The organism is Streptomyces sp. NPDC054961, assembly GCF_053609145.1.
In genome coordinates this window covers 404,567-419,633 of the sequence record NZ_JBSGWY010000001.1, presented here as the reverse complement: position 1 = coordinate 419,633, position 15,067 = coordinate 404,567, and the positions used below count along the sequence as shown (strand labels likewise).

Genomic DNA, 15,067 nt, shown 5'->3' with positions numbered 1-15,067 from the left:
CCTATCGCTGACGGGCGGTGAGCTGGGAAGGCGCTCCGAGGCCCGCGGCGTTGAAGCCGAAGCTCTCCTCGCGGCCGGGGGCGATGTCTCCGTTGAAGCCGGCGTTGACGAAGGTGAGGCGCCGGCCGCTCTGGGTTCTGGTCGACGACCAGCTGCTGGAGACGCTGGTGCCGCTCGGCAGGTCGAAGCTCACCTGCCAACCGCGCACGGGAGCGGCGCAGTTGTTCCTGACGAACACGTCCATGCCGTAGCCGCTGCCCCAGGCGGACGTCTGGACCGTCCGGGCCGTCAGACAGCCGGCCGGCGCGGTTCCGCTGGGTGTCGGGGTGGGGGTCGGTGTCGGAGTGGGGGTCGGAGTCGGAGTGGGGGTCGGAGTCGGAGTCGAGCTTGCCGTAGGAGTCGGGGTCGGCGTAGGCGTCGGGGTCGGCGTAGGCGTCGGGGTCGGAGTCGTCCCGGCCACCGACGTCAGGAAGAGCGAGGCTCCGGCGTCCGAGCGGGAAGTGTCCACTCCGTGACCACCCGCGTAGTCGAGCCGCTCGCGCCCCGCCCAGTCGGCGATCGCGATGCCGCCCACGTCCAGGTGCCGCCACCCGGTGCCGCTCCAGCCGAACTGGTAGACGCGCTGGTGATCGGCGTAGAACGGGGCGTACGGGCCCCCGGCGGTGGCCTGCTTCGTCATGCTGTTGTTGAAGAAGACGTTGCGCGGGCCGCTGGAGCCCGACCACTTCACCGCCTTCTTTCCCGCGCCCCACCAGATGGGGAACCAGGTCGAGTCGTCCGGTGCTCCGCCTCCCTCCTCCCCGCAGTTCGAGCGGCAGTTGGCCGAACGGTGCTCGTAGGGCACGGTCACCTTGTTCAGCTCGAACAGGTTGTTGCGCTCCCAGCCGCCGTGCAGGTTGAGGTCGGAGTCGAAGTCGTTGCCGATGACCACGTTCCCGGAGGCCGACCACTGGAAGGTGAAGTGGCGCAGGTTCCGGGAGGTGTTGCCCGCGTAGAGCGAGTCCCAGACCCGGGAGCCGCGGAAGTAGCCGTTGCCACCCTTGCCCTTGTTCCAGGATCCGTCGAGCTGGTTGCCGACGATCTGGAGGTGGTAGGCCTCCTCGGTGACGATCGGGTGCGAGCCCGTCATCTCGGTTCTGATCCCGCGGACCCAGGAGTTCGCCGCCCACTTGAAGACGATGCCGTGCATCTCCTGCGCGGGCTCCATGTTGCCGTAGTTGCGCACCGCGTCGGCGGGGTCGAGGCCCTGGATCTCCTGGGTGAGCGCGAAGTCCTCGAAGCCGACGCCGAGCACCGGGTCGACCAGGGGCGCGGCCTTGGAATCGTAGACGGCACCCTCGATCGGCGCCGAGCCGTCCGACGTGGAGGTGACGGGTACGTCGTACTCCAGCGGCTTGTCCAGCGTCAGCGTGCGGTTCGCGGTGTCCACGGCGGTGACCGTGAAGATCTGCTGCCGCATGTGGATGTTCTGCAGTCCACCGTCACCGGGGTGGATGTCCTGCTGGGCGTAGAACGCGAGGGAGTTGGCGGCGCGGATGTTGACCAGGCCGCCGACGGTGAAGGGAGCGAGGGAGCCGCTCGTGGCGAGGGGGACGACGGTGTCTCCCGCACGGGCGGCGAACGCGGCGTCGCCGGTCTTGCCGCGCAGTTTCAGCCCGGACTTCCAGTGCACGTTGACCGTGCCCTCGAAGAGGTCCTTGCGGTTGGCGGGGGCCGCCGCGTATTCGGAGGCGTAGGCCGGGTGCACCGCGCGCGACTGCACTCGGAACAGTCCGCGACCGGGCCAGATCCAGCCGCCCTTGGCGGAGCCGGAGGTCATGCCGTCCTCGTCCCAGTCCGACCCGTCGGGGGTCAGCGCGTCGTACCGGGTATCGGCATCGGGCCGGAAGACGATCCGGGTGCCGCCCGCGCCGCTGCCGGCCCCGCGCAGGGTGAGGTGGTCGGCGTCCACGGAGATCTGGCGGGACACGTCGAGGACGCCCGCGGGAAGGGTGATCAGGGAGACCCTGGTGTAACTCGCCCCCGGCGAGCAGGCGGTGCGGATGTGGTCGACGGCGGACTGGAGTCCGGTGGAGTCGTCGGCGCCGTCGCCCGCCACGACGCCGTACTGGGAGGCCAGCTCGGCCGCGGTGATCCGGCACGCCTCGTCGGGGGTGGTCTGGGCGTCGCCCGGCAGATCGGCGCCGCCCAGATAGCCCGCCTTCGACCAGTCGTACAGACCCGGCAGCGGGGCGCGGCGGTTGGCCCGGCTCAGGTCCGGCCCGGCGGGCGCGGCGACATCGGCGCCCGCGCCGTCCCGGCTCTCGGCGGACGGCGTCTCGCCCGATCCGGTCGCGACGCCCGAGGCCAGCAGTACGGCCGTCACGGCGCCCAGTGCGCAGGCGGCTCTCCTTCGTGCGGTGCGTGGGGACAAGGTTCCTCCTGGCGGTGGGGGGAGGTGACGGCGTACATCGTGCTGTTAAGCGTCCAGCTGGTCAATGACTGTCTCAGCATCAATTTTCGTTCCACATATGTGGATTGCCGATCCGGAGCCTTGCGCGCCGACGCCGGACGTTGATATTCCATGCTGTTAGGAAAGTTTCCTTACGGAGCCCGGATCGTCAACGGGCCGGAGACCATCTCGTGCGACCCCCACGGCCGCGGCCGCTCATCGGAACCACGCACCGAACCACGCACCGGAAGCACGAGCCAGCACCACGAACCGGCACCACGGACGGGACCCACGAGCGGGCGTGGGGGCCGGTCCAGGCAACGTGCGGGTCCCATCCGGCCGTGTCAGGCTGGCGGAGTACCCCTCATGAGACGAACGGGGCGTGCCGTGGAACGAGGAGAGCGGTCCGGAGGATCCTCCGGATCCTGGCGTCGCCGCATCGTCGGCGGATGCTGCGCGCTGTTGCTCCTGGCCCTGGTACCGGGCACGGCGGCCGGTTCGGGCCGCTCACCGGCCGAGGACGGTACGGACGGTCTCGACCCCCGGATCATCGAGATCATGCGGAAGCCGGAGTACCAGAACGCCCAGTGGGGCTTGCTCCAGACCGACCCGGACAGCGGGAAGGTGGTCCACAGCCAGTTCCCCGAGCAGTTCTTCATCCCCGGGTCGACCGCCAAGCTGTTCAGCGTGTCCGGGCCCTGGGACGTCCTCGGCGGGGACCACCGCTTCAAGACCCCGGTCTACGCCGTCGGCGAGCGCAGCGGGAGCACGCTGAAAGGCGACCTCGACCTGGTCGCCCAGGGCGACCTCACCATGGGGGGCAGGACCCGCCCCAACGGCACGGTCGCCTTCACCGACCTCGACCACACGTACGCCAACGACTTCCCCGGCGCCACCCTCACCCCGGAGAACCCGCTCGCCGGGATCGACCTGATCGCGCAGCAGGTACGGCGCACCGGCATCACCCGCGTCGAGGGGGACGTGATCGTGGACAGCCGTCTGTTCCGGCCGGACCCGGTCCTGGTGCCCACGCCGACCCCGCTGATCATCAACGACAACCTCATCGACCTGATGACCAGCCCCGGCGACCGGGCCGGCGCGGCGGCACGGCTGGACTGGCGCCCGAAGGTCGCCCCGTACCGCGTCACCTCGACGGTGAAGACCGTGGCGGCCGGGAAGCCCACCGACATCCAGGTGACGGCCTCCCCCGACGGCACCCGGATCGCACTGTCCGGCACGATCGCCGCGGGCGCGGCCCCGCTGCTGCGCGTCTCCGGCATCACCGACCCGGCGGCCTTCGGCCGCACCGCGCTGATCGAGGCGCTGAAACGGGCCGGGGTGGAGGTCACGGCGGCTCCGACGGGGCCCAATCCGGCCGGCCGGCTGCCCGCCACGTACACGGGCCGGCCCCGCGTGGCCTCGTACGACTCGCCGCCCTACTCCGAGTACGCCGAGCTCATCCTCAAGGTCAGCCACAACCTGGGCGCCAATCTCGGCATCTGCCTGATGGCGGTCACGACGGGCAGCAAGGCCTGCATGGACGGGTTCCCGGTCCTGTCCGCGTACCTGGACCGGGCGGACGTCGACCGCAAGCAGGTGCAGCTCCTGGACGGGCGGGGCGGCAACCCCGCCGACCGGGCCACCCCGCAGTCCGAGGTGCAGATGCTGACCCATTGGACGCGCACCCCGCAGGCCGAGCAGTTCCGGGAGTCGCTGCCGATCCTCGGGGTCGACGGCCTGCTGGCCGACAACTGCCGCGCCTGCCCGGCGCGCGGCAAGGTGTTCGCCAAGACGGGCGCCGCCGTGGGGCTGGACGCGCTCAACGACCGCCTGGCCGTCGGGGCCATCACGATCGCCGGCTACCTGGACAAGGGCGACGGCCACTTCGACGTCTTCTACGCCGGAGTCAACGGCGCCTCCACTCCGACCCTGGACGTGAACGGCGTGAAGAACATCGCCAACGACCTGGCCATGATCGCCGCGTACCTCCAGGAGGCGGCCGCCCGCCCGGACCGGTGAGACCCGGACCAGTGAGACCCGGACCGGTGAGACCCGGGCCGGGTCAGTCCGCCGTCACACCGTCCCGGTCACGCTCAGCGGGTCCAGCTCGCGGCGCCGGCGGCTGATCGAGTCGGGGTCCCAGCCCGGACGGGGTACGGATGCCAGCAGCAGCCGCGTGTACGGGTGGTGGGGGTCGGCGAGGAGCTCGGACACCGGGCGGTGTTCCATCGTCCGGCCCCGGTACATGACGAGCGCCTCGTCGCACACGTACCGGACGACGGCCAGGTCGTGGCTGACGAAGACCAGGCCGATGCCGGTGTCGCGCCGGATGTCGGAGAGCAGGTTGAGCACCTGCGCCTGCACGGACACGTCCAGGGCGGACACCGCCTCGTCCAGCACCAGGACGGCCGGTTCGACCGCCAGCGCCCGCGCGATCGCGGCGCGTTGGCGCTGGCCTCCCGAGAGGCGGCGGGGCAGCGCGGCTGCCTCCCGGTCGCCGAGCCCGACCAGGGCGAGGAGCTCGGTGACCCGTGCGGCCCGGGCCGCACGGTCGGACATGCCGTGCAGCCGGAGCACGCCGTCGATCGTCGCCCCGATGCTCAGCCTGGCGTCCAGGGAGAGGTAGGGGTCCTGGAAGACGATCTGTACCGCCTTGGCCCGTGCCAGGCGGGCCGCCCGCCCCCGTACGGACGCGGCCAGCGGCTCGCCCCGTACGAGGATCTCGCCCGCGTCGGGGCGTTCGAGACCGATCAGCATGCGGGCGGTGGTGGTCTTGCCGGAGCCGGACTCCCCCACGATGCCGAGCGCGCCGCCCGCCCGCAGGGAGAAGGACAGGTCGTCGACCGCGACGACCTCGGTCCCTCCGGTCCGGTAGGTCTTGCGCAGGCCGGACACCCTGAGCAGGAGTTCCGGGGCGGCCCCGTCCACGTCCGTCGTCCGTCCGTCCGTACTCGTCTCGCGGGTCAACTGACGTCCTTCCGGGTGAGTTCGGCAGCGAGGTGGCAGGCGACCTCGGCCGGCCCGTGCGCGCGCAACTCCGGTACGGAGCGGTCGCAGCGGCCCGGTTCGGCGAAGCGGCAGCGCGGGGCGAAGGCGCAGCCGGGCGCGGACTCCAGGAGTCCCATCGGGGCGCCGGGGATGGGGGTGAGGCGGGCGAGGGGGCCGGTGAGCGGCGGCGAGGAGCCGAGCAGGCCCGCGGTGTAGGGGTGCCGGGGCGAGGCGAAGAGCTCCGCCACGGGCGCGGTCTCGACGATCCGGCCCGCGTACATGACGTAGATCCGGTCGCTGACGGAGGCCGCGAGTTCGATGTCGTGGGTGATGAGGAGGAGGCCGAGGCCCCGTTCGCGTTGCAGCCGGCCCAGGATGGCCAGGATCTCGGCCTGGGTGCTGACGTCGAGGGCGGTGGTCGGTTCGTCGCAGAGCAGCAGCCGGGGTTCGGCGGTGAGCGCCGCGGCGATGACCACGCGCTGGAGCATGCCGCCGGAGAGCTCGTGCGGGAACTGTTCCAGGTGCCGCACCGGGTCGGGCAGGCCGACCGCCTCGAGCAGTTCGGCGGCCCGGACGTGCGCGCGCGCCTTGGTCCAGCCGTGGACGAGGCGCAGCGGTTCGGTGAGGAAGTCCCCGACCCGGCGTACCGGGTTGATGGCGGCGCGGGGGTCCTGGTAGATCATCGCCGCTTTGTTCGTCCGTACCTCGCGCAGGCTCGCGGCGTCGGCACCGACCAGGTCGGTCCCGTCGACGAGGACCCGGCCGCCGATCTCGGCGCCCTGCGGGAACAGGCCGAGGGCGGCGCGGGCGGTCACGGACTTGCCTGAGCCGGATTCCCCGACGAGGGCGACGACCTCGCCGGCGGCGACGGTGAGGCCGACTCCGTCGAGGACGGGGCGGGCCATGCCGGGAAGGGTGACGCGCAGGGCGTCGTAGGCGAGCAGTGTCATCAGGAGTCCCTCCCGGCGAGCCGGTCGCCGAGGTCTTCCCCGACGATGTTGAAGGCGACGACGACCAGGACGACCGCCACGGCGGGCGCGATCGCGGACATCGGCTGCCCCTGGAGCACGGCGGCCTGTCCCTGGTTGATCATGGCGCCCCAGTCGGGGGTGGGGGGCTGTACGCCGAGTCCGAGGAACGACAGGGCGGCGAGGTCGAGCAGGGCGTAGCCGAAGTTCACCGTCGACTGGGCGAGCAGGGTCGGGGCGATGTTGGGCAGCATCCTGCGGACGGTGACGTAGAGGGCGGAGTGGCCCTGCACCTGGTAGGCGGCGACGTAGGGGCGGGTCTTCTCCTGAACGGCCAGTCCCCGGACGAGGCGTGCGGTGTACGGCATGTAGGCGACCGCCATGGCCAGGACCGGAGCCGTCATCCCCTTGCCGAAGAGGGCGACCGCGAGGATCGCCAGCAGCAGGGCGGGGAAGGCGAACAGGACGTCGAGGAAGCGGCCGACGGCCGTGTCGATCCAGCCGCCGCGCCAGGCGGTGAACAGGCCGACGGCGGTGCCGAGGAGGGTGGAGAACAGGACGACGGCGAGCGGGCCGGCGAGGCTGGTACGGGTGCCGGCGACGAGCGCGGAGAAGGTGTCGTGGCCGCCCTGGTCGGTCCCCAGCCAGTGGTCGGCGCCCGGCCCGAGCAGGGTGTCGCCGAGCCGGCCGAAGGTCGGGTCCTGCGGGGTGATCCAGGGTCCGAGCAGGGCGACCAGCACGAACAGGACGAGGAGCGCGAGCGAGGTCCGCTGGAGCGGACCGCCGCCGAGGTGGCGCAGGCGGGCGAACCGGTCGGGCCGGACGCGCGGGGTGCGGGCCGGGGCGCCCGCTTCGGAACGTGTGCTCATCGGGCGCTCCCGGCGGCCGCCATGCGCGGATCTATCAGCGGGTGGACGAGGTCCACGAGGGCGTTGACGACGACGAACGCGGCGACCACCAGCAGCACGATGGCCTGGACGACCTGGAAGTCCAGCTGGTCCACGGACTGCACCAGCAGGGAGCCCACGCCGGACATCCCGAAGGCGGTCTCCACGATCGCGGTGCTGACCAGCATTCCGGACACCAGGAGCCCGGAGACGGTGACGATCGGTCCGAGCGCGTTGCGCAGGACGTGGCGCCGGATGACGGTGCGGCGCGGTGTGCCGCGGCTCAGGGCGACCTCGACGTGCTCGCGGCGCAGCTCGTCGAGCATGGCCGAGCGGGTCACGCGGGTCACCAGGGCCGTGAAGGTGACGGACAGGGCCACCGCCGGGAGGATCACGTGGTGCAGCCGGTCCAGGGCGTCCACGCCGTTGCCGATCGTCGGGAACCAGCCCAGTTGCACCCCGAACACCGACCTCAGCAGCAGGGCGGCGACGAAGGCGGGCGCGGCCGCGCCCACCGTCACGAGCAGCATCAGCGAACGGTCGGTGCGGCTGCCACGGCGCAGCGCGCCGATGATGCCGGAGCCGATGCCGAACACCGCGATCATCAGGCCGGACACGCCGATCAGCAGCAGCGACGAGGGCAGGCGCGACCAGATGACCGAGGAGACGTCCTGGTGGAAGAGGTAGGAGCGGCCGAAGTCGCCGTGCAGCACCCCTTCGAGCCAGTTCCAGTACCGGACGAGGAACGGTTCGTCGAAGCCGTACTGGCTGCGCAGCGCGGCGAGGTCCTCCGGGCTGGGGCTGCGTCCCTTGATCAGGAACGCGGCCGGGTCCCCGGGCGCCAGGAAGAGCGAGGAGAAGACGAGGAAGGAGGTGGCGAGCAGGGTCGCCGCCATGCCGGCCAGGCGGCGCAGCACCCGTCCGGCGCGGGCCACCGCGGCCGTCATCCGTTGGCTCCGATCTCGGCCGCCCACGGGTAGTAGAGGTAGGCGATGGAGGGCTGGACGCCGGTGATCTTCTTGCCGAGGAAGACGCTCACGGGCTGGGTGTACAGGGGCAGCCAGGGCAGTTCGCGCGAGGCTATCTTCTGGGCCTCGGCGTTGGCGGCCGCGTGCTCGGCGGGGTCGTAGGCTCCGACGGCCCGGTCGACGGCCGCGTCGAAGGCCGGGTCGGACCAGTTGCCGTAGTTGCTGAACGCGCCGGTCTCCAGGGAGGCGAACATGTCCAGCGGGTCGGTGATGGAGGTGTACCAGAAGGTCAGGAAGAGGTCGATGCCCTCACGGGCCGCCGGGTCGGTGAAGAGGGTCGTGTACTTCTCGGCGGAGAGGGAGTCGATCTGCGGCTTCAGTCCGATGGCGGTGGCGGCCTGGGCGACGGCCTGGGTGATGATGGTCGTCTGGGAGTCCAGCGGGCTGGTCGCGATCACGATCTTCTGGCCGTTCACTCCGGCCTCGGCGGCGAGCGCCTTGGCCTTGGCCGGGTCGTACGGGTACTTCGGCAGTTCCTTCTGGAGCGCGTCGCGGGCCGCGGAGGGCGCGCCGGTCCAGAGGCTGTCGGCGACGAGCGAGTCGGAGACCTCTCCGACCCCGCCGGCGCCGGCCTTGACGATGCCCTCGCGGTCGATGGCCATGAGGAGGGCCTGGCGGACGCGGGGGTCGCCGAGGGGGCCCTTGAGGTTGCTGACCACCTCGTCGGCGACGGTGGTGTTGCGGCCGAAGTAGAGCTTTCCGGCCTGGCTGGAGCCCAGTTGGGCGTAGGCGTTCGACGGGACCATCCAGCCGCCGTCGACCTCGCCGCTCTGGAAGGCGTTGACGCGGGTGGTGGCGTCGGCGAGGAAGACGAACTTGACCTCGCCGGACTTGGCCTTCAGCTCCTGGTTCCAGTACCCGTCGAACCGCTTGAGCGTGAGCGACTGGCCCGAGGTCCAGGACCCGAACGAGAACGGGCCGGTGCAGTTCACGCCCGTCTGCGGATTGCCGTAGTCCTTGCCGGACTTGGCCAGGGTGGCGGCGGACTCCACGGTGCCCGGGCCGGCGGCCAGGTACTGGTTGAAGGTGGAGTCGGGCTTCGTCAGGGTGACGGTGACTTCCATCGGGCCGCTCTTGTCGATGGACCGCACGTTCTTGTACTGGTTGGCCCAGACGCTGGCCGTCTCGGGGTCGAGGTTGCGGCGCAGCGAGGCGACCACGTCGTCCGCGGTGAGCGGCGTCCCGTCGTGGAAGGTCACGCCGGGGCGGATCTGGTAGACCCAGGTGGTGGGCGTGGGGTTGGCGTACGAGGCCGCGAGGTTGGGCGAGGTCGTCAGGTCGGGGTTCCAGCGCAGCAGGCTCTCGCAGACGTTGGCGAGGATCTGGTTGGGCGGGAAGTCGAAGGAGTAGGCGTAGTCGATGGTGGTCGGCTCCGCGTAGACGGACCAGGTGAAGGAGTCCACGTTCGCGGTGGCGGCGGGCGTCTTGTCCGTGAGCCGGTAGGCGGTCGCCCGGTCCTTGGAGGGGTGCGCGCTGCCGCTGCACGCGCTCGTGACGAGCACGGCGGCCGCGGCGAGGACGGCCGCCGCGGTGTGGCGGATGCGACCGCGGACGCTCCGGTGCAGTGGGGATCCCGATCGGGCTGATGACATCGTCTGGCTCCCTGAGGGGTGAGCTCGGTGGGGTGGGTGACGCCCGGCCGGTGGCGGGCCGGCCGGTGACTTCATGGCCGGTGGGCTCGGCCGGTACCTGCTCGGCCGGTGACCGCGCGGCTGGTGACCGCTCGACCGGTGGCCGCGCGGCTGGTGACTGCTCGGCTGGTGACTGCTCGGCTGGTGACTGCTCGGCCGGTCGCCGCGCGGCCCGCGGGGCGGCTCAGTCGGTGGCGGCGAAGACGAGCTCGCCGTCGATGTACGTGCGGAGCACGCGGGTTTCGGCGATCTCCATGGCCGGGTGTACGAAGGGGTCGCGGTCCAGGACCACGAGGTCCGCGTACTTGCCCTCCTCGACGGTGCCGGTGACGTCGTCGAGGTGGTTCACCCAGGCGCTGCCGGCGGTGTAGGCGGTGAGGGCCTCGGACAGGGTCAGGGCCTGCTCCGGGAAGAACGGCGCCGCCGGTTCGAACGTCCCGGGCGAGTTGGGGGCCTCGTCGGGTACGGAGCGGTTGACGGCCACGTGGATGCCCCACAGCGGGTTGGGGCTGCTCACCGACCAGTCGCTGCCCGCGACGAGTCGGGTCCCGGCGCGCTGGAGGTCGCCGAACGGGTACTGGAGCCGGGCTCGCTCCGGTCCCAGGAAGGGGATCGTGAGCTCGTCCATCTGCGGCTCGTGGGCGGCCCACAGCGCCTGGATGTTGGCGGCGGCGTCCAGGGCCGCGAAGCGCCCGATGTCGTCGGGGTGGACGATCTGGAGGTGTGCGAGGTGGTGGCGGTTGTCGTTGGCCCCGTTGGCCTCGCGGGCCTCGGCGAGGGCGTCGAGGACCTCGCGCACGGCCCGGTCGCCGAGGGCGTGGAAGTGGAGCTGGAAGCCCGAACGGTCGAGCCGGGACACCGCCTCGGTGAGCACCTCCGGGTCGATGAAGCTCAGCCCGGAGTTGCCGGTGGCGCAGCCGCAGCCGTCGAGGTAGGGCTCCAGCAGGCCGGCCGTGAAGTTCTCGGCGATGCCGTCCTGCATGATCTTCACGCTGGTCGCGTTGAAGCGGCCGACCCGGCCGGTACGGCGGCGCTCCTCCAGATCGGGTATCTGCTCCAGTCCGCGCTCGCGGTCCCACCACAGGGCACCGACGACGCGTGCGCGCAGGGAGCCCTCGCGCGCGGCGCGCAGGTAGACGCCGTAGTTGTCGGGGTTGCCGGGGAAGGCCCCGATCATGGCGTCCTGCCAGCTGGTGACGCCGAGGGAGAACAGGTGCTCCTGGGCGGCGAGCAGTCCGGCGTGGGCCTCGTCCGGGGTCGCGATGGGGACGTGACGCGCCACCAGGTCCATGGCGCCCTCCTGGAGGGTGCCGGCCGGGCCGCCGTCCTCCTCGCGCTCGATCCGGCCGTCGGCCGGGTCGGGGGTGGTGCGGTCGACCCCCGCGAGCTGGAGCGCCAGGGTGTTGACCCAGGCTCCGTGGCCGTCCCGGTTGGTGAGCATGACGGGCCGGTCCGGGACCACCGCGTCGAGCATGGCGCGCGTCGGCGTGCCTCCGGGGAAGATGTCCATCGACCAGCCGCCGCCGCGGATCCAGGCGGCATCGGGGTGCTTCTCGGCGAACGCGGCGACCACCGCCAGGTAGCCGTCGATGGAGCGCTCCTCGCTCAGGTCGCAGCTGAGCATCTGGACGCCGGCGACCGCCGGGTGGACGTGGGCGTCCTGGAACCCGGGGACGAGGAGCCCGCCGGCGAGGTCGACGACCTCGGTGTCGGCGTCCGCGAGGGAGCGCACGGTGCCCGCGTCGCCGACGGCGATGATCCGGCCGCCGGCGACGGCCACGGCGGCGTCGATCGGAGCGGGTGCGGTCCCGGTGAAGACCCGCCCTCCGACGAAGACGAGGTCGGCTCGCTGCGCGGCCCGCTGCCCTGTGTTGCCCATCGACGCATCCTCCGGCTCGGCGGGGCATGCCCGCACGGCTTGTTTGTTGAGGAGGAGTGAACGGGAGCGCAACAATGTTGTCAACGGTGTTGCGCTCCCTCTGTTCCAAATCGATACACTGGCCGCACCATGCCGAAGCCAACCGACACTCCCACCCGGTCCAAGCGCGCGGGCAGCCAGCTCACACCCGACGCGATCATCGAGGCGAGCCTGCGCATCGCCGCTCGCGGCAGCGAGGACGCCTTCACCGTCCGACGTCTCGGCGAGGAACTCGGCGCCGATCCGACCGCGATCTACCGCCACTTCCGCGACAAGGACGAGCTGCTGCTCTCCGTCGCGGACCGCACGCTCGGCGAAGTGCTCGACCGCATCCCCGAAGGCCTCGACTGGAAGGACCGGCTGCGGGCACTCGCCGACGGATCCCTCGAGGTCGCGCTCAGATATCCGGTGGTCGGCTCGACCATGGCCAGCCGGACCACCCGCAGGAGCAACGAGTTCCGGGTCGTCGAACTCATCCTGGGCGCCGTGACGGAAGCGGGGCTCGAAGGAACGGAGGCGGCCGTCCACTACCGGATGGTCGGCGACTCCCTGCTCGCCTACGTCGGCCAGCGCGCCGCCTACCTGCTGTTCGACCCGGACGTGCGGGCCGCCGACGAATCCTCCTGGAACCGCGAGTACCGCCTCGTCGATCCGGAAGGATTCCCCAACATCACCCGACTGAGCGGCGAACTCGCCGAGGTGACGGACGAGCAGATCTTCGAGGCGCGGGTCGAAGCGCTGATCACCGCCATCGAGACCCGGGTCGAGGCGCTGCGCGGGGCGTAGGCCTCGCCGCGGTCACGCCGACCGGCGCTCCCGGTCGGCACCCTCCCCCCTCCACGCACCCTCACCCCTCCACGCACCCTCCCCGCGCCGCGCACCCGCGCCCCGCCGCGCGCCCGGATCCCTCGGCACGCCTTCCCCCCGCCGCGTGCCCGGATCCCTCCACGCGCCCGCGTCTCTCCCCGCGCTTCTGCCCGCGCCGGCCCGACCGCCCGTGCGCCCTCGTCCGCGGAAGCTGGCGCAACACCGTTGACAACGACGTTGCGCCAGCGGTTCACTCCCCCTCAGCCCGAGTCCATGCCATCCGCAGGATTTCGAAAGAGGGATTCCATGCCCCATGCGCACCAGTCGGCCAACCGCGCCGGCATCCCCGACCCGCTGCGCCTCGCCTTCTCCGTACACGCCGAAGCCCGCCGCCGCGGCGTGCCCGTCGCCGAAGTCGGCGGCGAGGGCCTCGAGATCACCCGCCGCGCACGTGCCCGCCGCGCCGACGAACAGAGCTCCCCCGCCCGCACGCCGAGCCGTCGCCAGCTGCTCGGCGCGGCCGGCGCGATGGCCCTCGCCGGGGCACTGCCCGGCGGCCTGCTGTTTCCGCGCGACGCGTCGGCGGCCACCGGCGCCGCCGCCCCGCGCATCGTGATCGTCGGCGCCGGACTCGCGGGCCTGCGGTGCGCGCACAGCCTGTGGGCCCGGGGAAATCCGGTCGCCACGACGGTGTACGAGGCGGACGCCACCCGCGTCGGCGGCCGCTGCTGGTCCTTGCGCGGGTTCTTCTCGGGCGGTGCGGTCCACGAACACGGCGGCTCCTTCATCAGCTCCACCGACACCGCGATCCTCGCCCTGGCCCGTGATCTCGGCCTGCACCGGGAGCTCGCGAACGGCGGCGCACTGAACTCCGGTGACTTCGCCGCCTGGATCGACGGCGCCTCCTACCCCGGCACCGTGCAGCAGGACGACTGGATCGCCGCCGCCTACGACGCGTTCAGCGCCTCCTACGCGGCAGCCGGCACCGCCCGCTTCGACGGCTACACCCCGGAGGCGTACCGGCTGGACCACCTGTCCTGCCTCGACTACCTCGACGAGATCGGGCTCGCCCCCGGCTCCCGGCTCGGCCGGCTGATCCGTTCCCTCCAGCTCCAGTCGGGCGGCGAACCCGGCGAGACCTCCGCCCTCGCGATGATCAGCTTCTTCGGGGGCTCGTCCGTGTTCGCGGGCGGCGGCTTCGACGAGAAGTACCACCTCGTTGGCGGCAACGACCAACTGGTCACCGGGATGACGCAGCAGCTCCCGGCCGGTTCGGTCCGGCTCGGGCACGAGCTCGTCGCCCTGCGCCGCGGCGGCGACGGCTCGTACACCTGCGTCTTCGACCACGGCGGCAGCACGGTCTCGGTACCGGCCGATCACGTGGTGCTGGCGCTGCCCTTCAGCACCCTGCGCGACGTCGACCTCTCCGGGGCGGGCCTCTCCCCGCGCAAGCTGACCGCCATCCGGCAGCAGGGGATGGGCCAGAACGCGAAGATCGTCACCGAGCTCTCCGCCAAGACCTGGCCGCGGCTCGGCTACAACGGCATCAGCAACACCGACCCGGCCGGCTACCAGACCGCCTGGGACGGCTCGGTCGCGCTCGGACCCACCGGGTCACCCGCGCTCCTCGCCGGATTCCCGGGCGGGAACACCGCCCGGGACACGCTCACCGGCGCCGCGCACGGCCCGGCGCCCGCCGCGGACGTCGACTGGTTCCTCTCCCAGGTCGAGCACGTGTTCCCGGGCACCCGCGCCGCGTTCACCGGCAGGGCGTACGAGGACCACTGGTCGCGCGCTCCGTGGCAGCGGGGCGCCTACCAGTACTACAAGACCGGCCAGTACACCTCGATCGCCGGGTGCGAAGGACTCCAGGAAGGCCGGATCCACTTCGCGGGCGAGCACACCGACATGAACGACTCCACGCTGAACGCGGCGGTCTCCTCCGGCGAGCGCGTCGCGAACGAGATCTCCTGCCAGATCTGATCCGCGCCCGCGCACACCATCCGAGCACCTCGGCGGGGCCACCCGCCGAGGTGCTCGTGCGTGCGCAGGGGGTGCGTGCGCAGGGGGTGCGTGTACGGGATGCGTACGGGGCGTGCGGGTACGGGGTGCGGGGGTGCGGTACGGGGTGCGGGTGCAGGGCGGGCGCGGCCGGCGGCCCTGCACCCGTCCGGACGTCGGGCGCGCCGGCATGCGTACGTTCTCCTCTCGACTGCTCGGCTGGGGAAACGGGGCGTGCGAAGGGCGCTGAGCACAAGCTCCGAACCAGTGGGAGCGCTCCCACTGTGCAGACGGGACGCAGCGGCGTCAAGACGCGCGAAGAGTCGAAGGCTTCCTGCGGCCAATTTCCTCAACTCCTCTTTTGCTTGGCGCCAGTTGCCGCTACGGTCTGGCCCCAACCAGTGGGAG

General features: G+C 71.9%; 10 protein-coding genes. 3 read left to right on the top strand and 7 right to left on the bottom strand.

Features of this window, described 5'->3' with window-relative positions; genetic code table 11:
• Window position 1: 1 nt before the first annotated feature.
• Complete coding sequence (locus ACWF9Z_RS01770; RefSeq protein WP_453596362.1) at window positions 2-2,413, bottom strand: cellulose binding domain-containing protein; 2,412 nt, start codon at window positions 2,411-2,413, stop codon at window positions 2-4.
• Window positions 2,414-2,818: 405 nt separating this feature from the next.
• On the opposite strand from ACWF9Z_RS01770, the gene ACWF9Z_RS01765 reads away from it, so the two are divergent.
• Window positions 2,819-4,450 carry a D-alanyl-D-alanine carboxypeptidase/D-alanyl-D-alanine-endopeptidase gene (locus tag ACWF9Z_RS01765; protein WP_453596360.1) on the top strand — a complete coding sequence of 544 codons (1,632 nt, stop codon included), beginning with the start codon at window positions 2,819-2,821 and terminating at the stop codon, window positions 4,448-4,450.
• 54 nt (window positions 4,451-4,504) lie between these two features.
• On the opposite strand, the gene ACWF9Z_RS01760 is transcribed toward ACWF9Z_RS01765, so the two are convergent.
• The 6 genes from ACWF9Z_RS01760 to ACWF9Z_RS01735 all read right to left on the bottom strand — a co-directional run bounded on the left by ACWF9Z_RS01760 (window position 4,505) and on the right by ACWF9Z_RS01735 (window position 11,812).
• Entirely contained in the window at window positions 4,505-5,398 is an 894-nt protein-coding gene (locus ACWF9Z_RS01760) for an ATP-binding cassette domain-containing protein (protein WP_453596359.1), read from the bottom strand.
• Entirely contained in the window at window positions 5,395-6,369 is a 975-nt protein-coding gene (locus ACWF9Z_RS01755; protein WP_453596357.1) for an ABC transporter ATP-binding protein, read from the bottom strand. Before ACWF9Z_RS01755 ends, ACWF9Z_RS01760 begins: the two co-directional genes overlap by 4 nt.
• Window positions 6,369-7,256: an ABC transporter permease gene (locus ACWF9Z_RS01750; RefSeq protein WP_453596356.1), complete on the bottom strand. Its 888-nt coding sequence runs from the start codon at window positions 7,254-7,256 to the stop codon at window positions 6,369-6,371. Before ACWF9Z_RS01750 ends, ACWF9Z_RS01755 begins: the two co-directional genes overlap by 1 nt.
• Complete coding sequence (locus ACWF9Z_RS01745) at window positions 7,253-8,221, bottom strand: ABC transporter permease (protein ID WP_453596354.1); 969 nt, start codon at window positions 8,219-8,221, stop codon at window positions 7,253-7,255. The genes ACWF9Z_RS01750 and ACWF9Z_RS01745 overlap by 4 nt, the downstream gene beginning before the upstream one ends.
• Entirely contained in the window at window positions 8,218-9,894 is a 1,677-nt protein-coding gene (locus ACWF9Z_RS01740; RefSeq protein ID WP_453596351.1) for an ABC transporter substrate-binding protein, read from the bottom strand. Before ACWF9Z_RS01740 ends, ACWF9Z_RS01745 begins: the two co-directional genes overlap by 4 nt.
• Before the next feature lie 223 nt (window positions 9,895-10,117).
• Window positions 10,118-11,812: an amidohydrolase gene (locus ACWF9Z_RS01735; RefSeq protein ID WP_453596349.1), complete on the bottom strand. Its 1,695-nt coding sequence runs from the start codon at window positions 11,810-11,812 to the stop codon at window positions 10,118-10,120.
• A 129-nt stretch (window positions 11,813-11,941) separates the two neighbouring features.
• Between ACWF9Z_RS01735 and ACWF9Z_RS01730 the strand changes: the two genes are divergently transcribed.
• Both ACWF9Z_RS01730 and ACWF9Z_RS01725 read left to right on the top strand, forming a co-directional pair.
• Window positions 11,942-12,637 carry a TetR/AcrR family transcriptional regulator gene (locus tag ACWF9Z_RS01730; RefSeq protein WP_453596347.1) on the top strand — a complete coding sequence of 232 codons (696 nt, stop codon included), beginning with the start codon at window positions 11,942-11,944 and terminating at the stop codon, window positions 12,635-12,637.
• A gap of 327 nt (window positions 12,638-12,964) precedes the next feature.
• Entirely contained in the window at window positions 12,965-14,641 is a 1,677-nt protein-coding gene (locus ACWF9Z_RS01725) for a flavin monoamine oxidase family protein (RefSeq protein ID WP_453596345.1), read from the top strand.
• Window positions 14,642-15,067: the final 426 nt, after the last annotated feature.